Annotated in this window: 16 protein-coding genes and 3 tRNA genes; 10 read left to right on the top strand and 9 right to left on the bottom strand. The window is 59.6% G+C overall.

The genetic code is table 11. The features are described from left to right. The first annotated feature begins 34 nt into the window (after positions 1-34). On the top strand, positions 35-937 hold the full coding sequence (locus tag B2X55_RS04510; protein WP_286821047.1) for an ROK family protein: 903 nt from the start codon (positions 35-37) through the stop codon (positions 935-937). A 74-nt stretch (positions 938-1,011) separates the two neighbouring features. Here B2X55_RS04510 and B2X55_RS04515 read toward each other — a convergent pair whose 3' ends face one another. From B2X55_RS04515 to dhaL, 6 genes are all read right to left on the bottom strand, one after another. After that, positions 1,012-1,770: a sulfite exporter TauE/SafE family protein gene (locus B2X55_RS04515; RefSeq protein WP_036376377.1), complete on the bottom strand. Its 759-nt coding sequence runs from the start codon at positions 1,768-1,770 to the stop codon at positions 1,012-1,014. Between the two features lie 95 nt (positions 1,771-1,865). Next, positions 1,866-1,940 (bottom strand) — tRNA-Glu (locus B2X55_RS04520). A gap of 2 nt (positions 1,941-1,942) precedes the next feature. After that, positions 1,943-2,017: transfer RNA gene (locus B2X55_RS04525), tRNA-Glu, on the bottom strand. 1 nt (position 2,018) lies between these two features. Continuing rightward, positions 2,019-2,093, bottom strand: a tRNA-Glu gene (locus tag B2X55_RS04530). Between the two features lie 24 nt (positions 2,094-2,117). Beyond that, positions 2,118-3,578, bottom strand: coding sequence for a glutamate--tRNA ligase (gltX, locus tag B2X55_RS04535; protein ID WP_286821048.1), 1,461 nt, complete (start codon positions 3,576-3,578; stop codon positions 2,118-2,120). A gap of 136 nt (positions 3,579-3,714) precedes the next feature. After that, a complete protein-coding gene (dhaL, locus tag B2X55_RS04540) occupies positions 3,715-4,338 on the bottom strand; it encodes a dihydroxyacetone kinase subunit DhaL (RefSeq protein WP_270528514.1) in 624 nt (207 codons plus the stop codon). A 252-nt stretch (positions 4,339-4,590) separates the two neighbouring features. Here dhaL and B2X55_RS04545 point away from each other — a divergent pair, with 252 nt between their 5' ends. From B2X55_RS04545 to B2X55_RS04555, 3 genes are all read left to right on the top strand, one after another. Further along, positions 4,591-5,502, top strand: a complete 912-nt coding sequence (locus B2X55_RS04545) for a LysR family transcriptional regulator (RefSeq protein ID WP_278743080.1) — start codon at positions 4,591-4,593, stop codon at positions 5,500-5,502. 146 nt (positions 5,503-5,648) lie between these two features. Beyond that, complete coding sequence (locus B2X55_RS04550) at positions 5,649-6,356, top strand: response regulator transcription factor (protein ID WP_036376225.1); 708 nt, start codon at positions 5,649-5,651, stop codon at positions 6,354-6,356. Positions 6,357-6,399: 43 nt separating this feature from the next. Then, positions 6,400-7,818 carry a sensor histidine kinase gene (locus B2X55_RS04555; RefSeq protein WP_286821093.1) on the top strand — a complete coding sequence of 473 codons (1,419 nt, stop codon included), beginning with the start codon at positions 6,400-6,402 and terminating at the stop codon, positions 7,816-7,818. Between the two features lie 69 nt (positions 7,819-7,887). Here B2X55_RS04555 and B2X55_RS04560 read toward each other — a convergent pair whose 3' ends face one another. Both B2X55_RS04560 and B2X55_RS04565 read right to left on the bottom strand, forming a co-directional pair. Then, positions 7,888-9,204, bottom strand: a complete 1,317-nt coding sequence (locus B2X55_RS04560; RefSeq protein WP_055161013.1) for a hypothetical protein — start codon at positions 9,202-9,204, stop codon at positions 7,888-7,890. Between the two features lie 54 nt (positions 9,205-9,258). After that, positions 9,259-10,518: an SLC13 family permease gene (locus B2X55_RS04565; protein WP_286821049.1), complete on the bottom strand. Its 1,260-nt coding sequence runs from the start codon at positions 10,516-10,518 to the stop codon at positions 9,259-9,261. Between the two features lie 272 nt (positions 10,519-10,790). Between B2X55_RS04565 and rfbD the strand changes: the two genes are divergently transcribed. Both rfbD and sstT read left to right on the top strand, forming a co-directional pair. Then, positions 10,791-11,666: a dTDP-4-dehydrorhamnose reductase gene (gene rfbD, locus B2X55_RS04570; RefSeq protein WP_055161019.1), complete on the top strand. Its 876-nt coding sequence runs from the start codon at positions 10,791-10,793 to the stop codon at positions 11,664-11,666. Positions 11,667-11,882: 216 nt separating this feature from the next. After that, complete coding sequence (sstT, locus tag B2X55_RS04575; RefSeq protein WP_036376237.1) at positions 11,883-13,133, top strand: serine/threonine transporter SstT; 1,251 nt, start codon at positions 11,883-11,885, stop codon at positions 13,131-13,133. A 62-nt stretch (positions 13,134-13,195) separates the two neighbouring features. On the opposite strand, the gene B2X55_RS04580 is transcribed toward sstT, so the two are convergent. Beyond that, the gene (locus B2X55_RS04580; RefSeq protein WP_286821051.1) at positions 13,196-13,531 is read right to left on the bottom strand and encodes a cupin domain-containing protein; all 336 of its coding nucleotides are present in this window, start codon (positions 13,529-13,531) and stop codon (positions 13,196-13,198) included. A gap of 144 nt (positions 13,532-13,675) precedes the next feature. Here B2X55_RS04580 and B2X55_RS04585 point away from each other — a divergent pair, with 144 nt between their 5' ends. The 4 genes from B2X55_RS04585 (at position 13,676) to B2X55_RS04600 (ending at position 19,197) form a co-directional block, all read left to right on the top strand. Beyond that, a complete protein-coding gene (locus B2X55_RS04585; protein ID WP_286821052.1) occupies positions 13,676-14,434 on the top strand; it encodes a YdcF family protein in 759 nt (252 codons plus the stop codon). After that, complete coding sequence (locus B2X55_RS04590; protein ID WP_286821053.1) at positions 14,431-15,774, top strand: MATE family efflux transporter; 1,344 nt, start codon at positions 14,431-14,433, stop codon at positions 15,772-15,774. Before B2X55_RS04585 ends, B2X55_RS04590 begins: the two co-directional genes overlap by 4 nt. Positions 15,775-15,895: 121 nt before the next feature. After that, positions 15,896-17,578 carry a phospho-sugar mutase gene (locus B2X55_RS04595; RefSeq protein WP_055161031.1) on the top strand — a complete coding sequence of 561 codons (1,683 nt, stop codon included), beginning with the start codon at positions 15,896-15,898 and terminating at the stop codon, positions 17,576-17,578. A 155-nt stretch (positions 17,579-17,733) separates the two neighbouring features. After that, positions 17,734-19,197 (top strand): glucose-6-phosphate isomerase, encoded by a 1,464-nt coding sequence (locus B2X55_RS04600; RefSeq protein ID WP_286821056.1) that lies wholly within the window; start codon positions 17,734-17,736, stop codon positions 19,195-19,197. The last annotated feature ends 36 nt before the right edge of the window (positions 19,198-19,233 follow it).

Below are 19,233 nucleotides of genomic sequence, written 5' to 3' on the forward strand. Positions count from 1 at the left end.
GATGGTGTCAAGAACGCAGAGAGGAGTGGATGTTATGCGTGCATATGCTGTCATCGATATCGGCGGCACGGCCATCAAGTACGGCTGTGCAACAGAGGAGGGCCGGTTCCTCGAGAAAGCTTCCCGCCCGACCAGAGCGGGGGCCGTGAGCATCCCCGATGCGGTCCTCGCCATCGTCAAGGACATGGCCGCGCGCCATGAGCTTGCGGGCATCGCCATCGATACGGCTGGCATCGTGCGGCCGGGCGAGGACGGCGAGATCGTCTTTGCCGGTGAGACGACGTTCCCCGGCTATAGCGGCACAAAGCTCGGCCGCATCGTGCGCGAGACGATGCAGCTGCCCGTGCTCGTCGAGAACGACGTCAATGCTGCGGCGCTCGGTGAAGTATGGCGCGGTGCGGCCCGCGGCGCATCCTCTGCCTTTATGATCACGGTCGGCACGAACCTCGGCGGCTGCTTCGTGCAGCAGGGCCGCATCTGGCACGGTGCGAGCTTCAGCGCCGGCGAGATCGGCTATCTGCGCCTGCACAATGAGAAGCGCATCTTGGAGGACGTCGCCTCGACGCGCGCCATGATCCGCGAGGCTGCCTTCTCACACAACATGAGCCCCTCAGAGCTCACGGGCGAGACGGTCTTCGACTGGGCGCGCGAAGGCGACGAGGCGGCATTGGCGGCCATCCAAGGACTGGCTGACAACCTCGGCGAGGGCCTAGCGGCCGTCTGCTGCCTGCTCAATCCAGAGGTCATCGTGCTCGGCGGCGGTGTCATGGCGCAGAGCGAGGTTCTCGGGCCGCTGCTCGAGCGGCGCCTCGAGCAGCTCGTCATGCCTGCCATGCGCGTAAAGACACGCCTCGCCTTTGCCGTACTCGGCAACGATGCCGGCATGCTCGGCGCGCTCTACGCGCTGCTGCAGCAGGAACATGTTGAAGTGCAGTGAAGATAGGAAATGACAGAGAACAGGAAAAGCCATCCGCGACAGCGTGCGGATGGCTTTTTTTGTTCTCTTTTGGATCAGTGGAACAGGATCATGACGAGGCCGCCGACGGCCGGCATGCCGACGATGAAGACGCGAAGCAGGGGCAGCGGGGCGAGGTGCGTCATCTTCGCACCGAACCAGGCGCCGATCATGAGGCCGGCGAGCGTCTGGATGAAGATCGGGAAGTCGAGCCGACCGTTGAAGAGGTAGCTCAGGCCGCCTGCTGCCGAGATGGGCAGGATGACCATCATGCAGGTGCCGATGGTCTGCAATAGCGGCACGCCGAAGACGACCATGAGGGCGAGCTGGATGTAGGCCGCCGCGCCGATGCCGAAGGCACCAGAGAGGAAGCCCATGAAGAGGCCGATGGCGATGCCGTAGATCCAGAGCTTGCGCCCCGTCAGAGGCTCCTGACGGATCTTGATGTGGCGGCCGAGCCATTCGGCCTGGTACATCTTGATGTAGAGTGTCAAAGCGCTCGAGGCGAGCATGATGCCTGTGATCGCGCTGAGGATGGCGGACGGCACGATGTTGGAGAAGTTGGCGCCGAGATAGGCACCGGCGATGCCGCCTGCGCCCATGATGGCACCCGTCTTGACGAGCACCTCGTGCTGGCGGAAGTGGCTGATCGTGCCGGACAGCATCGTGAAGACCATCGAGGCGAGGGCCACGGCGAGCGCTGTGTGGATGGGCACGTGGAAGCCGACGGTCAGCAGGGCAATCGTGACGCCGGCGCCGCCGGCCCCGACAAAGCCGATCAATGCGCCGAGGGCGAGCATGGAGGCGAATAGCAAGAGAATCATCCTTTCTGATTTCTGATGTTTGTCTGAGCGCGCTTTGAGAAAAGCAAAAAAGCCAGGAGCAACTGCATCCTGGCTGTGATATACAATGGTGACACCTATGGGATTCGAACCCATGAACCCGGCGTGAGAGGCCGGTGTCTTAACCGCTTGACGAAGGTGCCGATGGTGACGCCTATGGGATTCGAACCCATGAACCCGGCGTGAGAGGCCGGTGTCTTAACCGCTTGACGAAGGCGCCGTGGTGACACCTATGGGATTCGAACCCATGAACCCGGCGTGAGAGGCCGGTGTCTTAACCGCTTGACGAAGGTGCCACGTAACTGACTTGATTTATTATATTACACTTCCTGCAGTTTGGCAAGACTTTTTTTGAGGCGATCCAAAGAAATTTTTTTGCCGAGCAGAGAGAGGATTTCCGTGGCGCCGCCTGGCGTGACTTTCTGGCCTGCTGCGGCGATGCGCAGGACCCACATGGCGAGGCCCTTCTTGATTTCCTTCTCTTCGATGTAGGCGTTGAGCTTCTCGTAGAGTGCATCGTTGCTCCATTCGGACTCCGGCACGTCCTCTAAGAGGGCCATCATGCCCGGCAGCAGTTCAGCGGCCTTCTCCGGCGTGACCTTGTTGCGCTTGTTGACGTAGAGCTCCGCATCGAAGGCCGGCTGCTCGCAGAGGAAGGCAATCTCCTGCGGCAGGTCGCCGAGGCGCTGGATGCGCGTCTTGAGCAGTGCGGCGAGATGCGCCCAGTTCTTCTCGAGGTAGTCGGGCAGGTCGCCGGCGAATGGGCGCGCCATCTTGGCGAAGTCCTCATCGCTCATGGCCTTGAGGTATTCGCCGTTGATCCAGCCGAGTTTGTCGTAGTCAAAGACAGCCGGGGATTTCGAGAGGCCTTCGAGGCTGAAGTGCGCGATGAGCTCATCCATCGAGAAAATCTCCTGGTTCGTCGTCTTCGGGTTCCAGCCGAGCAGCGCGACGTAGTTGACGATGGCGTCGGGCAGGTAGCCGGCCTTGACGAGGTCATCGAAACTCGTGGCACCGTGGCGCTTCGAGAGCTTCGAGATGGAGCCGTCCTCGTTCTTGCCCATGACAGGAGCGAGGTGGATGAAGGTCGGGACATCCCAGCCGAACGACTCGTAGAGCAGGATGTATTTCGGCGTCGAGGTGATGAACTCTGCACCGCGCATGATGTGCGTGATGTGCATGAGATGGTCATCGATGACGTTGGCGAAGTTGTAGGTCGGCATGCCGTCACGCTTCAGGAGTACCTGATCCTCGAGCTCTTCGTTCTTGATCGTGATGTTGCCGTGGAGCACATCGAAGAACGTCGTCTCGCCCGTGAGCGGCATCTTCTGGCGGATGACATAGGGATCGCCGTTCTTGAGGTGCTCTTCGATGACCTCCGGCGAGAGATTGCGGCAGGTGCGGTCATAGCCGCCGAACTGGCCGGCCGAGTGATCTTCGTCCGGGTCACAGAAGCAGTAGTAGGCGTGGCCCGTCTTGACGAGCTCCTCGGCGTACTGTTTGTAGAGATCCATGCGCTCGCTCTGGACGTACGGGCCGTACGGGCCGCCGAGGGATGGACTCTCGTCCGGGACGATGTGCGCCATATCGAGCGTGCGGTTGATGAAGTCGATGGCGTCGGCGACGTAGCGCGTGCGATCCGTGTCCTCGATGCGCAGGATGAACTGGCCCTGCTGGGATTTTGCGTAAAGATAGCCGTAAAGGGCCGTGCGCAGGTTGCCGATATGCATGTAGCCCGTCGGGCTCGGCGCAAAACGCGTGCGGACAGTCTGCTTAGTCAATGGAATTCCTCCTCTTTATGTATACGATGTGTGCATTGCGGGATATCTTTAAAAAGTATACTACAGAACAGCTTATGAGACAAGAAAAGGCAAGGGATGGAGCCCTTGCCTGACTGGTTCAGCGATTTTTATCGGTTCACTTCCGCAGGAAGTTGTAGAGTGCGCGGTACATGAGCATGGAGCTCACAGCGCCCGGGTCCTCATGGCCGATGCTGCGCTCGCCGACGAGGCTTGCGCGGCCGCGGCGCGCGGCAATGGTCTTCGTGAAGTCCACACCCTCTTTGGCGGCATGCGAGGCCTCTTGGAGGACCTCGAAGAGCGTCTTGCCCTCAGCATGTTCTGGCAGGAAGCACTCGTGGATGGGAATCAGCACGTCGAGCATGGTCTTGTCGCCTTTCTGGGCATGGCCGCGCTTCTCGATGCCGGCAATAGCCGCGCCGAGTAGCTTTTCGAAGGAGGCGACGCTGAGTTTCGTGTCCTCGTCGCAGACCTCGGAGGCTCTGACGAATCCCGTGCCGTAGAGTGGGCCGGCGGCGCCGCCGACGTTGCGGATGAATGCCTTGCCAATCGTGTAGAGGACGGGGCCCGGCTTCGTCGTGTCGTCCATCTCCTCGACGGCATCGAGCGCGGCCTGGAAGCCGCGGGCCATGTTGATGCCGTGGTCGCCATCGGCGATCTGGCGGTCGAGATCCGTCAGGTAATCTTTCTGGGCGATGATCGCCGCGGCAACTGCATCGAGTGCGTCTTTGATTCTGGTCATATGAAAAACTCCTTTTTATCGTCCACCGATATCGTGATGATTATCTATACCAATGATATTATATTATAACATGAGGACGAAAAAGCACAAGAGTGAATTGACAGAAATATGGGAGAAGATAAACTCTTTCTACCTATGATTTTTGGGAAAAAGATTTGCCTATTTTTGTGAGAAAAAGTATAATAGCAAGAAAGAGATATAGGACGTATGAATATTTGCTATAGGCGGCTCCGGCCGGAAAGAGAGATCACTATGGAAATCAAGGATATGCGGGCATTCTATGCCATCGTGGAAGAGGGCAACATCAGTCATGCGGCACAGCGCCTCGACATTGCGCAGCCGGCCCTCTCGCGCCAGATGAAGCGGCTGGAGACTTCGCTCGGCGTGCAGCTCTTCGAGCGCGGCAGCCGACGCATCCGCCTGACGGATGCGGGGCGTGTGCTCTACTCGCGCGTCGAGCACATCCTCGGCATGGTCGACGGGACGGTGCGCGAGATCACGGAAATCGGCTCCGGCATCGCCGGCTCGATCCAGCTCGGGACAATCACGACGTCGGGCGCACTGCTGCTGCCGGAGCTCATCTCCGAGTTCCACCGCCGCTACCCGCAGGTCACGTATCAGATCTGGGAGGCCGAGGGCGCGCGCATCCTGGAGCTGCTCGACAACCGCGTCATCGAAATCGCCATCACGCGCACGCAGGTGGACTCCAAGGTCTACGAGTCGATCGTGCTGCCGAATGAGCCGCTCGTCGTCGTCATGAATAAGGACCAGGTCATCGGTGCGTCCGACAGCGAAGTCCGCATGGAGGAGCTGCGTGACACGCCGATCATCATCCCGCTGCGCTGGCAGAGCCTCTTCATCGCGAACTGCCGCAAGCTCGGCTTCGACCCGCACATCCTCTGCGTCTCGGACAGCATCGTGCAGGACCTCCTGCTCGTCAAGCGCGGCATGGGCGCGGCCATCCTGCCCGTCTCATCGCGCACCTTGCTGACGGACGGCAATCTCCATTACAAGAAGCTCGTCTCGCCGGAGATGAGCACGCACACGGTCATCGCCTGGCTCAAGAACCGCACGCTCTCTTCGTCGAGCGAGCACTTCATCAAGCTCTTCCGCGAGATGTTCCTCGGCGAGAGGGCGCAGCACAGCGATGAAGAGACGGTGTGAAAGCAATTAGAATCGAATTAATTCGGCAGGAATCCCTTTCTTTTTCCAGGGAGCTGCTATATAGTAGAGATATATTAAAAAATATATCTCTTTTTTTCTTATCTTCCGTTTGTCATTGGATATCATCTGGATATGGAGGGGATCACATGGATAAGGCGAATCAGCCGAGTAAACCAGTACGCATCTTCATTGTCGAGGACGAGCACCGCATCGCGCGCTTCCTGCAGATCGAGCTCGAGCACGAGGGCTTTGAGACGGAGATCGAGGAGAACGGCACGCGCGCCTATGAGCGCATCATGCAGGGCAACTTCGACCTTGTGCTGCTCGATGTCATGCTGCCGGGCATGGATGGCCTGACCATCTGCAAGCGCGTGCGCGAGGTCTCGTCTCTGCCGATTATCATGCTGACGGCCAAGGACGAGGTCGAGGACAAGGTGGCCGGCCTCGACATCGGTGCTGACGACTACATGACGAAGCCGTTTGCCATCGAGGAACTCATGGCCCGCATCCGCAATGCGCTGCGCAAGCACGTGCCGGACAATGGCGTGCCGCTCGAGGAGCGCCTGCAGGTCAAGAATCTCGTCATGTACCCGAAGCGCTATGAGGTCGAGGTCGACGGCGAGACGGTCCACCTGACGAAGAAGGAGTACTCGCTGCTCGAGTACATGATGCGCAATAAGCGCACGGTCCTCACGCGCGACCAGATCCTCGAGAAGGTCTGGGGCTACGATTACAGCGGCGACACGAATGTCGTCGATGTCTACATCCGCTACCTGCGCGCCAAGCTCGACGACCACTTCCATGAGAAGTACATCTACACGGTCCGAGGCGTAGGCTATGCGGTCAAGGAGTAAGGGCTTCTGGCAGCGTCTCTACTGCAGGAGCCCGCTCTGGCGCATGAAGATCTCGACGAAGATCACCTGCCTCTATGCGGCCATCTTGCTCGTCGTGCTGCTCCTCACGAGCGCCATCATGGGCCTAGGCATCTACTTCTCGTTCTACCATGAAGCGGAGACGGAAATCCACATCGCGATGCAGAACGTGCAGAAGGGGCTGGCCTCGTCGCACAGCCTGCAGGCATTCCTGAAACGCGGCGATCTCGTCCCGCCCGGTGTCGTGATGCGCGTGACGGACCTGACGGGCAGTGTCATCTACGAGAACGACTCGCACTATCCTTCTCTTGAGGTCGTAGAGGATTATCGCGTGAAGAACCCCCCGTTCTGGGCGGCCAAGGACATGGAGGTCGTCGAGTTCAAGCGCTTCATGATGTACTATACGTCAATGGATGTAGCCGATCACGGGCAGATTTATCAGATCCACTTCTTCCGCACGATTACGGCGGAGAAGAACTTCCTCATGGAACTCCAGCGCCTGCTGTTCCTCATCACGATCGCGGGCACGCTCGTCGCGCTTCTCGCGGGATATTTCCTGAGCAACAGGATACTCCAGCCCATCCGGAACCTCACGCAGACGGCGCGCAAGATAGAGGTGGAGCGCATGGACAAGCGCATTGAGGTGCCGCCGGCGCAGGACGAGCTGTCAGAGCTCGCCCTGACGTTCAACCACATGCTCGACCGCTTGGAGCGCGGCTTCAATCAGCAGCAGCGCTTCGTCTCGGATGCCTCACATGAGCTCCGGACACCGGTGACGGTCATTCTCGGCTACTCCGACCTGCTCGCGCGCTGGGGCAGATCCGATGCGAAGATCCTCGAGGAGGGCATCACCTCGATCCGCTCGGAGGCTGAGGATATGCAGGACCTCATCGAGAAGCTGCTGTTCCTTGCGCGCGCCGACCAGAAGCGCCAGATCCTGCACAAGGATTTCGTCCACCTCGACGAGCTCGTCGACGACGCCGTCCGCAAGATGAAGCTCGTTGCCAAGGAGCACACTGTGCAGATCGCGGTCAATGAGCCGGGCATCATCTACGCGGACCCGGCCACGATGCGCCAGATGATGCGCATCTTTCTCGAGAACGCGGTCAAGTACACGCCGGCAGGCGGCCATATCGCGGTTTCGTCTCGCCGCCTGCCAGAGAAGGGCTGCATGGAGCTGACGTTTGCCGATGATGGCATCGGCATCGCGCAGGAGGACAAGGACAAGATTTTCGAGCGCTTCTACCGCGCGGACAGCGCGCGCACGAAGAAGGCCGGCAGCATCGGCGGAACAGGCCTCGGCCTCTCCATCGCGAGCTGGATTGCCGAGCAGCACGAGATCGAGATTGCCGTCGAGAGCGAGCTTGACAAGGGCACGAAATTCATCCTGACCATCCCGCTGGCAGAGGATGACGAAAGCGATACAAGCGATAAAGAAGGATAACAGGCATAAGGAAGCGGCCATGGGAATTTTCCCATGGCCGCTCTTTTCATGCAGTGTATGGATTCTCTGTCAGTGGAACAAGCGCCCGAAGAGGTGCTTCTTCTCATTCGAGGCGATGTTGCGGACGCTGATCTCGTCGGCTCCGTTGAAGAAGATGTCGGGGTTGGCGATGCTCTCGACCCACTCCTCCGAGTAAATCGGCTTGTCCATGAGTAGGGAGCTGACCTTCTTGCGGATGACCTCGAGTGCGGCTGGGTCATCCACATTGAGGGCGGCGGCGAGGAGCTGGCCAATCTTCTCCATGTCCTTTTCCTTCAGGGAACGCGTCGTCGGATTGAGGCTGGAGAGGCGCAGTACGGGGTGTGCGGGCCTGCGCTCTGCATCCGGCAGGCGTGCCGTCTTGATCATGAAGCCCGCGCGGTGCAGCTTCTGCTCGGTCTTCTGCGGGTCGGCATCTGGGGGCAATGCCGCGACGACGAGGTGGCAGTCTGTGCCGTCGCCCCAGATGGGGATGCCGTTCTCTTGCAGGGCTTTGCTCAGGGCACGCGCATTGGCGATGACCTGCTGCCCGTAGAGGCGGAAGGACGGCTCGGAAGCCTCGCGCAACGAGACGGCGAGGGCTGCGAGGCGGTTCTTGTGCAGGGCGGAATGACCGTTGTCGATGACGGAGCGCTCAATCGTCTCGGCCAGTTCTTTCTTGCAGAGGATGATGGCGCCTTCAGGGCCCTGCAGCGAGTCATTCGTCGGGAAGGTCACGACGTCGGCGTCAGCGACGGGCGACGGCATGAGGCCTGCGGCAACGAGGCCGACGTTCTGGCCGATGTCGACCCAGAGCAGAGCGCCGGCCTCGTGCGTGACTTTCGCGAGGCGCTTCGTGTCGATGGCGAACGGGAAACTCGTCGGCGAGAAAATCACGATCTTGGGCTGGTGGCGTGCAATCTGCTCGTCGAGTTCCTTCCAGTCGATGTCGCGGTTCTCCCAGTCTGCTCCGAAGATGGAGAAGCGGTAGGAGAGGCCGTGGCAGAGCTCCTGTTTGCGGCCATTGAAGGAGAGGACGGGATTGCCGGATTTCAAGAGCGCCTTGAAGACGACGCGCGAGGCGGCGCTGATGCTGTCGAGGCGTACGATGGCGTGTTCCGCATGGAAGCACTTGAGCGCGCGCTCGACCGCCATGCGCTCAAAGCGCCCAGTGCGGCTGATGCCGTGGTAATCCGTGCTGACGTTGGCGAGGATGCTGCCCTCGAGGTAGGCGGCAAACGGTGATTCGGCATTGACGGTCGGGATCAGGGACATCGTGAAGCGCTGCTCCTCGATCTCGTCCTGGAATTCGGCAAATACTTCTTCATCGAGCTTCTTGAGCGTGCTCAGTAATTCTTCTCTGTCCATATAAGTACCTCACTTTTTGGTGGAATTGTTTCGGCTGGTAGTGCACATCCGGCATCAGAACGGCCAGACGAGCGGGATGATGACCGTGCAGACAATCATCGAGACGAGGACGAGCGGCAGGCCGACCTTGACATAGTCCATGAAGTGGAACTTGCCAGGGCCGAGGATAAGGGTGTTCGGCGGCGTGGCGACCGGCGTCGTGAAGGCACAGGATGCGGCGATGCCGATGGCCATGAGCACGGGGAACGGCGAGACGCCGATCGACTGGGCAATCGAGATGCCGATCGGGGCGAGCAGCGCTGCGGCGGCCGTGTTCGACATGAACTGCGTGAGGCCGCAGGACAGAAGGAACAGCGCCATGACGATGATGAGCGGGGAGGCGTTGCTGCCGATGATGCCGACGACGCCGTTGGCGATCATCGCACCGGCTCCCGTCTTGTCCATGGCCTCTGCGAGCGGCAGCATGCCGGCGAACAGGAAGATGGTCGTCCAGTCGATGCCGCCGTATGCCTGCTTCTCGCTGAGGCAGCCCGTGATGACGCAGGCGAGTGCGCCGATGATGGCGGCCGTCTGCATCGGCACGTTGATCGTCTTCGAGAGTGCCATGGCGACGACGACGAGGATGAGGATGATGGCACAGATGGCCATCTTGCGCGTATCCTTCGGCAGGTCAGACGTCAGGTCGCTGAGGTTGCTGTCGATATGGCCGTGCGGGCAGAGCCGCCTGCCAATCGTCAGCATGTAGATGACGCCGGCGATCGAGAGCGGGATGCCGATCCAGGCGAATTCAAAGAAGCCAAAGGGCTGCAGGCCGCTGGCGGAGAGCGTTGCGCTCATGAGGATGTTCGGCGGCGTGCCGATCATCGTGATGGTGCCGCCGACATTGGCCGCGACGGCCAGGGCCATGAGCTGCGGCGAGACGGCGAGGCGCGCGACGGCGCAGATCTGCACGACGACCGGCAGCAGGCAGGCGACGGTCGCGGTGTTCGACGAGACAGAGGACAGGATGATCGTGACAATCATGATGGCGGCCATCAGGCGCTTCTCGCCCGTGCCTGCGGCATGGACGACGGTGATGCCGATGCGCTGGGCGAGGCCCGTCTGGAACATCGCGGCGCCGATGACGAACATGCCGGCGAAGAGTACGACGGTGGAATTCGACAGGCCGGAGAAGACCTGCTTCGGCGTCAGCACGCCGAGCAGGCCGAGGGCAATCGAAGCTCCCATTGCCGTAACGGCAAGCGGGATGATTTCCGTCACGAAGAAAAATGCTGCAACCCCGAGGACAATCAGGGTCAATACTGCTGGATCCATAAATAGACTCCCTTCTTTCTGAAAGCTTCTCGCATGAGGAACGGGATATTTCGCCATCCCTCTCGTTATCTTTTATCTATTCGTCGCGTTTTTACCGTTTTCCTCTTATGCTCTACAAAAAAAGAGTCTCGAACGACGAGAGTTGAAAATTTGTGTACTTTTGTGCAATTGAAGCAGGAAGTCAGCCGCTCTGGAAAGAATAGGGTAAGAAACCATCTGGAATCGTAAAGAAAGAATGAGAGATTGGAAGAATGGAAGGAGCGTTCATGAGGATGAGGGTACTTGTCACGGGTGTAACGGGACAGCTCGGGCACGATTGTGTCCTGGAGCTGAAGGATAGAGGCATTGAAGTGCAGGGCGTGTCGAGCCGGGAATTCCCCCTGACGGATGCGGAGGCGATGCGCCGCTATATGGCCATCTACAAGCCGACATGCGTCATCCACTGTGCGGCCTACACGGCAGTGGACCGGGCGGAGGATGATGAGGCGGCCTGCATGGCCGTCAATGCAGCGGGCACGGCGAACCTTGCCAAGCTCTGCCGCGAATTCCGCGCGAAGATGGTCTACATCAGCACGGATTACGTCTTCCCGGGGGATGGCACGGAGCCGTATGAGACGGATGCTCCAAAGGGACCGACGAATGTCTACGGAAAGTCGAAGCTCATGGGCGAGGAGGCCGTCAGCTCGATACTCCGGCGCTGCTTCATCGTGCGCATCTCGTGGGTCTTCGGCATCAACGGCAAGAATTTCATCCGCACGATGCTGCGCCTTGGCCAGTCGCATGCAAAGCTCACGGTCGTCGACGACCAGGTCGGCTCACCGACATACACGCGCGATCTCTCGGTGCTGCTCGCCGACATGATCCAGACGGAGCGCTACGGCGTCTACCATGCGACGAACGAGGGATTCTGCTCGTGGGCCGAGCTTGCGGCAGAGGTCTTCCGCCAGGCCGGCATGCCAGTTGTCGTTGAGCCTGTGCCGTCCTCTGCCTATCCGACGCGTGCCGTGCGGCCGCATAACTCCCGCATGAGCAAGAGGAGCTTGACGGAGGCAGGGTTCTCGTTGCTGCCGCGCTGGCAGGATGCTGTCGGTCGCTATCTCATCGAGCTCGAGAGCCTGAGGGAGCAGCAGGAAGCCCGCGCAGAATGAATGGAGCATTGCATTACAGGATTTGTCCTCTGAGCGTGTACATCTCGGCGAGGTGTACACGCTTTTTATTTTCCTGGGATACAGAGTACGCGTATAAAACACAAATTACAGGGAAAAGTATTGCATCCTGCTACTGTTTAGTGTATACTAACACATGTACTTTTGAGAGAAACGCATTTCGTTTCACTGCGTCAATTGCAATCAAGGGGGATTCATATGTTTCATAAGATTGGTAAGAAATACCGGGAGACTGCACTGATCAAGCTGATCATCGTCGGCCTCATCCTCGGCATCATCATCGCGCTGGCAGCCCCGCAGGCCGTGCCGGCCGTCTCGGTGCTCGGCGATCTCTTCGTCCGTGCCCTCAAGGGCATCGCACCGGTCCTCGTCTTCGTGCTCGTCATGAATGCTCTGGCTCAGAAGAATTCTGATGCCAGCGCTTCGATGAAGCCAATCGTGCGTCTCTACGTCTTCGCGACGTTCTGCGCCTCACTTGTTGCCGTCGCATACTCGTTTGCGTTCCCGACGGTCCTGCACCTGCAGGTTGCCGATGCGCAGCTCGCGCCGCCGTCCGGCATCGTCGAGGTCCTGCACAACCTGATTCTTTCGGTCGTCGACAACCCGATTCACGCGCTGGCCAATGCCAACTACATTGGCATCCTCGGCTGGGCCTGCCTGGCTGGCATCGCGCTCCATGCGGCCAGTGACACGACGAAGAACATGCTCAACGACTTCGCGAAGACGGTCACGAAGATCGTGCAGTGGGTCATCCGCTTTGCACCGTTCGGCATCATGGGCCTCGTGGCCAATGCCATCGGCACGAATGGTCTCGGTGCACTGCTCGGCTACGTCCAGATCCTCGGCGTCCTGCTCGCGGCGTTCTTCACGGTCGCACTGGTCATGAATCCGCTGATCGTCTACCTGCACATTCACCGCAATCCGTATCCGCTCGTCTGGACGACGCTCAAGGAGAGCGGCCTCTACGCCTTCTTCACGAGAAGCTCTGCGGCCAACATCCCGGTCAATCTCGCACTCTGCGAGCGCCTCGGCCTCGATGAGGACACGTACTCGATCTCCATCCCGCTCGGCGCGACAATCAACATGAGCGGCGCGGCCATCACGATTGCCGTCCTCTCGCTCGCCGCAGCGCACACGCTCGGCATCAGCGTCGACCTGCCGACGGCACTCCTTCTCTGCCTCGTCTCGACTGTCGGTGCCTGCGGCGCCTCGGGTGTGGCTGGCGGCTCCCTGCTGCTGATCCCTGTCGCCTGTGCATCGTTCGGCATCGGCAATGACATCGCCATGCAGGTCGTCGGCGTCGGCTTCATCATCGGCGTCATCCAGGATGCCTGTGAGACGGCCCTCAACAGCTCGACGGACGTGCTCTTCACGGCGACGGCTGAATTCGCACAGCGCGCCAAGGAAGGCAAGCTGCGCAATGAGGACATGGTTTCGCACAACAACTGATTTTACGACATAAAAAATGCGGTCCAGCTCTGCTGGATCGCATTTTTGCTGTATAGAGGCGATCATTTGCGGATGATCAGCGCCATGAAGACGAGATCTTCTGTCTTGGATGTGTTCTTGATGCCGTGCTGCTCGCCGTCCGGGCAGAACGTCGTCGCACCGGCACCAATCTCGACTTCCTTGCCGTTGTCGTTGTAGAGCGCATGGCCGGAGAGGATGTGGTACGTCTCGGTATTGCCCTCGTGCTTGTGGACGCCGATGCCGCAGAGTGGCGGCACAATGACCTTTGCGTACATGTCGCACTTGCCGTCGAGTTCTTTAGGTGTCAGGAGTTTGACGATCGTGATCGTGCCAATGCCTTTTTCTGCCTGTCCCGGTGCTGGTTCAATGAATGCCATGGTAAAATCTCCTTTTCGCTGTTCGAGCCTTGCCGCAGGGCGGCAAGTTTGTTACAATGGATATACAATTTATAGGTTCTAGATAAATGCGGGGATTCCTCTATGAAGATGGGATTTGCGCTTTATTTTTTTGGAGGATGCGATATGGTTTATCTCTTGAAATTCGGGGCCAGCTGGGTACTGCCGCCTGGCATCTTCATCCTGGCGCTCTTTGTCTTGTCCTGGTGGCTCTTTAAGAAGCCCGGCGAGAAGCGTGCGGCGGCCGTCCTGTTCGCGCTGACCTTTGCCTTCTACCTGCTCTGCACGGGCTTTGTCGCCGAGAAGACGATGGGCTGGCTGGAATCTGCTTACCAGCCGCCGGAGCAGGCGTCGGGCGATGTCATCATCATGCTAGGCGGCGGCGCCTACAGCGACACGCCGGATGTCGACGGCACGGGGACGCTCTGCGCAAGCCCTGCGAGCCGCCTCTTGACGGCCGTGCGCCTGCAGCGTCAGCTCGGCGTGCCGATCCTGCTGTCGGGCGGCCAGGTCTACGAGGACACGGGCGCGGAGGCGAAGATCGCCAAGCGCGTGCTCATGAGCCTCGGCGTGCCGGAGGAGAAGATACTGACGGAGACGAAGAGCATCAACACGAGTCAGAATGCCCGCTTCTCAGCTGAGATCCTGCGCGAGAACGGCCTCTCGCACCCGATACTCGTGACGAGCGCCTTCCACATGAAGCGCTCGGTGCTCAACTTCCAGAAGCAGGGCGTGGCCGTCGAGCCGTTCCCGACAGACTACCTGGTCGCGCACCATCCTGTATTCCACTACACGAAGTTGCGCCCGCAGACAGAGGCGCTCCTAGACAATGTGACGGTGCTGCAGGAGACACTGCGCACCTTTGTGACGAGGTATATCGAATGACAAAGAACTTGACAGAAGGATCGCCGGCCAAGCTGATCTTCTTCTTCACTATGCCGCTGATTGCGGGCAATATCTTCCAGCAGCTCTACGCCTTTGTCGACACCTTGATCGTCGGCCGCTTCCTCGGCGTCAATGCCCTGGCGGCCGTCGGCTGCACGGGCGCCCTGATGTTTTTGATGCTCGGCTTCGTCATAGGCTTCTCGACAGGGCTCTCCATCTACACGGGCCAGCGCTTCGGCGCGCGTGACGAGGAGGGTGTGCGCCGAAGCGCTGCGGCCTGTGCCGTACTCTCTCTCCTGGCCTCAATCGTCCTGACGACCGTCGGCGTGCTGCTCTGCCGCCAGCTCCTAGTCTGGATGCAGACGCCGGCGGAGATCCTCGACGGGGCCTATTCCTTCATCAGCCTCGTCTACGCAGGCATCGGCCTCTTCGTATTCTACCAGACGCAGACGAATCTCATCCGCGCGCTCGGCGACAGCAAGACGCCGACCGTGCTGCTCGCCTGTGGGCTCACGCTCAACATCATCTTCGAGCCGATCGCAATCCTCGTCTTCGGCTGGGGCATCCCGGGCGCTGCTCTGGCGACGCTCGCCTCGCAGGTCTGCGGCAACCTGCTCTGCCTTGCCTTCATCCTGCGCAGGGTCCCTGCACTGCACGCGCACCGCGAGGACTGGTGTCCGGACTTCAAGCTCTACTGGGAACACCTGCGCATCGCCCTGCCGATGGGGTTCCAGTCGAGCATCATCGCGATTGGCGCCGTTATCCTGCAGGTCGCGCTCAATGACCTCGGCCCTACGGCCGTTGCGGCCTATGCAGCAGCCCAGAAGATCGAGTCCATCGCGATGATGCCGATGATGTCGTTCGGCATCGCGATGTCGGCCTACACGGCACAGAACTACGGCGCGCGCAAGTTCGAGCGCATCGGCGAGGGCGTGCGCAAGTGCTGCTACATGTCCGTGACGTTTGCCGTGCTTGCCGGCGCGGGGCTCATCTTCTTCGGCCCTTCGCTCATGCGCCTCTTTGTCGGCGATGGGGCGCAGCAGGTCATCGACTTCGGCCACGAGTACCTGATTGTCAACGGCTCGTGCTACTGGATCCTCTCCTTCCTCTTCATCTTCCGCTACACACTGCAGGGACTCGGCCAGAGCGTCGTGCCGACGATCGCGGGCATCATGGAGCTCTTGATGCGCACGGCGGCAGCGCTCTTCCTCTGCGGCTGGCTCGGCTACCTCGGCGCCTGCCTTGCCAACCCGATGGCCTGGATCGGCTCCTGCGTTCCTCTGGCCATCGCTTTCTACTGGACGCACCGGAGCTTCAAGAAAAAATATCATCTCGCCTGAGCCTTTTTGTAGGATTTGCAGGATTCAGGCAATTTCTGTCGAAAAAGAACTACAACAATAAATCAAAACATCACAATGACAATGATTGCTGAAAAGGGATTCAGGAAGGGATGGATTCAATATGTATCAGGATGAGTACAAACGCTGGGCAGCTGCCGATCTCGTGGACTTCGATCTGAACAAGGAACTCAATGACATCGCCGGTGATGATGAGGCCATCAAGGACCGCTTCGCCGTCGCTTTGGAGTTCGGCACGGCCGGCCTGCGCGGCGTGCTTGGTGCAGGCACGAACCGCATGAACATCTGGGTCGTTCGCCAGGCTACGCAGGGCGTTGCCGACTGGGTCAAGACGCAGGGCGGCACGCAGACTGTCGCCATCAGCTACGACAGCCGTCTCAAGGGCTGGAACTTCGCGCGCGAGGCCGCCGGCGTCCTCGCGGCAAATGACATCCACGTGCGCCTCTACGAGGAGCTCATGCCGGTACCGGCCCTGAGCTTTGCGACGCGCTACTACCACTGCAACGCCGGCATCATGATCACGGCTTCGCACAACCCGGCGCAGTACAACGGCTACAAGGCATACGGCCCGGACGGCTGCCAGATGACAGATGATGCGGCCGCTGTTGTCTACGCGTCCATCCAGAAGACGGATGTGCTGACGGGCGCAAAACACATGAGTTTTGCCGAGGGCGTCGAGAAGGGCCTGATCCAGTTCGTCGGCGAGGACTGCAAAGATGCCTTCTACAAGGCTATCGAGGCGCGCCAGGTCCGCCCGGGCCTCGCGAAGACGGCTGGCCTCAAGCTCGTCTACTCGCCGCTCAACGGCACGGGCCTCGTGCCAGTCACGCGCGTGCTCAAGGACATCGGCATCACGGACATCACGATCGTGCCGGAGCAGGAGTACCCGAACGGCTACTTCACGACCTGCAGTTATCCGAATCCGGAGATCTTTGCGGCACTTGAGAAAGGCCTTGAGCTCGCGAAGAAGGAGCAGGCTGACCTCATGCTCGCGACGGACCCAGATGCTGACCGCGTCGGCATCGCGATGAAGTGCGCTGACGGCAGCTACGAGCTCGTCTCGGGCAACGAGATGGGTGTCCTGCTGCTCGACTACATCTGCCAGGGCCGCATCGAGAAGGGCACGATGCCGAAGAACCCGGTGGCTGTCATGTCCATCGTCTCGACGCCTCTTGCTGACAAGGTCGCCGAGCATTACGGCGTGGAGCTCCGCCACGTGCTGACGGGCTTCAAGTGGATCGGCGACCAGATTGCACAGCTTGAGGCAGCTGGCGAGACGGATCGCTTCATCTTCGGCTTCGAGGAGAGCTACGGCTACCTCGCCGGCCCGTACGTCCGCGACAAGGATGCCGTCGTTTCCTCGATGCTGATCTGCGAGATGGCAGCTTATTACCGCTCCATCGGCTCGTCGATCAAGCAGCGCCTTGAAGAGATCTATCAGCAGTATGGCCGCTACTACAACAAGGTCGATGCCTTCTCGTTCCCGGGCCTCTCGGGCATGGACAAGATGAAGGGCATCATGGTCAGCCTGCGTCAGAACCCGCCGACGGAGTTTGCCGGCAAGAAGGTCGTCGAGACGATTGACTACGCAGAGCCGGAGAAGACGGGGCTGCCGAAGGCAAACGTGCTGATCTACAAGCTCGATGACGGCTCGACGGTCGTCGTCCGCCCGTCCGGCACGGAGCCGAAGATCAAGACGTACTTCACGACGCTCGGCAAGGACCTCGCAGAGGCACAGGCCGAGAAGGAGAAGCTCGCAGAGGCCGTCAAGCCTCTCTTAGCCTGACTTTCACAGAAGAGAATAGTTCACAGAATAAGGGATACATGGTATAATGGAATCGTATGGAATAAGCGATCTGCTGCCGGTATCCCTTCCGTATTCCTGAGCAAATGGCCGCGGTGAGAGAACCTGCAGCAGAACAAGAAGAGGAGTGTTAGAACATGAGTTTAAAGCTGAAATCCGGTTTTACGTTCGACTACGACAATCTTTACGGTGAAGGCAAAGTCACGGAAGCGGACCTCAAATCCTACGAGGAAGACCTCAAGAAGGCGCATGAGGCGATGAAGGTCATGCGCGAGACGGGCTTCATCCGTGCGCATCTCTCGAAGGATGGCGAACCGGAGAAAGTCCTGTTCTCCCAGTTGCCGTACGTAGAGGAGGGGCATCTCAACAGCCCGAGCTCGCTGAAGCACCTGCAGGAACTGACGGACCATGTCAAAGACAATGTCGATGTCGTCGTCTCGCTGGGCATCGGCGGCTCCTACCTCGGTGATAAGGTCATCTTCGACGTACAGTGCGGCGCATACTGGAATGAACTCACGAAGGAAGAGCGCAATGGCTTCCCGAAGGTCTACTTCAGCGGCAACAACATCGACCCGCGCAGCACGGGCGACCTCATCCATCACCTGGAGACGGAGTCCAAGATCCTCAAGTATCACGAAAAGCGCAACCTCAAGGTCCTGCTGCTCGTCATCTCGAAGTCCGGCGGCACGCTCGACACGATGTCGAACTTCATGGTCATCTACGATGCCCTGCAGAAGTACCCGGGCATCGACGTTGAAGTCGTTGCCGTCACAGATCCGAACATGGAGAAGCAGACGCTCCTCAAGAAGCTGGCCATCGAGAAGGGCTGGCCGCAGTACGCTGTACCGGATGGCGTCGGCGGACGTTTCTCCATCTTCTGTGAAGTCGGTCTGACGCTGGCTGCCTGTGTTGGCTTTGACATCAAGAGCTTCCTCGACGGTGCCAAGGACATGGACAAGGCTTGCCAGAACGATGATATCTGGCAGAATCCGGCTATGCTCAACGCAGCCCTGAAGTTCGCTGCCTCGGAGAAGCACGGCCGCGACATCGAGGTCATGATGCCGTACGGCGATTACCTCAAGTCCGTATCCGAGTGGTACATCCAGCTGCTCGCAGAGTCCCTCGGCAAGCAGTTCAACAAGGAAGGCAAGGAAGTCTGCTACGGCCGCACGCCGCTCGTTGCTGTCGGCACGACGGACATGCACTCCCAGACGCAGCAGCATCAGGAAGGCAAGCTCAACAAGGTCGTACAGTTTGTCAAGATCGAGAACTGGGCAAATGATATCGAGATCCCGAATGTCTTCCCGGAGGCCAAGAAGCTGGCTGACATCTCCGGCGTCACGATGAGCGAGGCCCTCGAGGTTGCCCGCCAGTCGAATGCCGATGCACTCGCTTCGAACAAGCGCTACAACGCATGCTTCGCACTGCCGGAGCTCAATGCCTACCACCTCGGCGAACTCCTCTACATGCTCGCGATGAGCGTTGCTTATGAGGGCGAACTCGCAGATGTCGATGCCTTCAACCAGCCGGGCGTCGAGTCCTACAAGCGCATCATGGGACCGAAGCTCCAGGCACTCAAGGCTGCTAAAGCTGCAAAATAATCCATAGCACATACCCGAGGCTTATCTGTGGCAGTA

Source organism: Mitsuokella sp. UBA4253 (genome assembly GCF_002395285.1).
In the GTDB taxonomy this organism is placed as follows: Bacteria; Bacillota; Negativicutes; order Selenomonadales; family Selenomonadaceae; genus Mitsuokella; species Mitsuokella jalaludinii.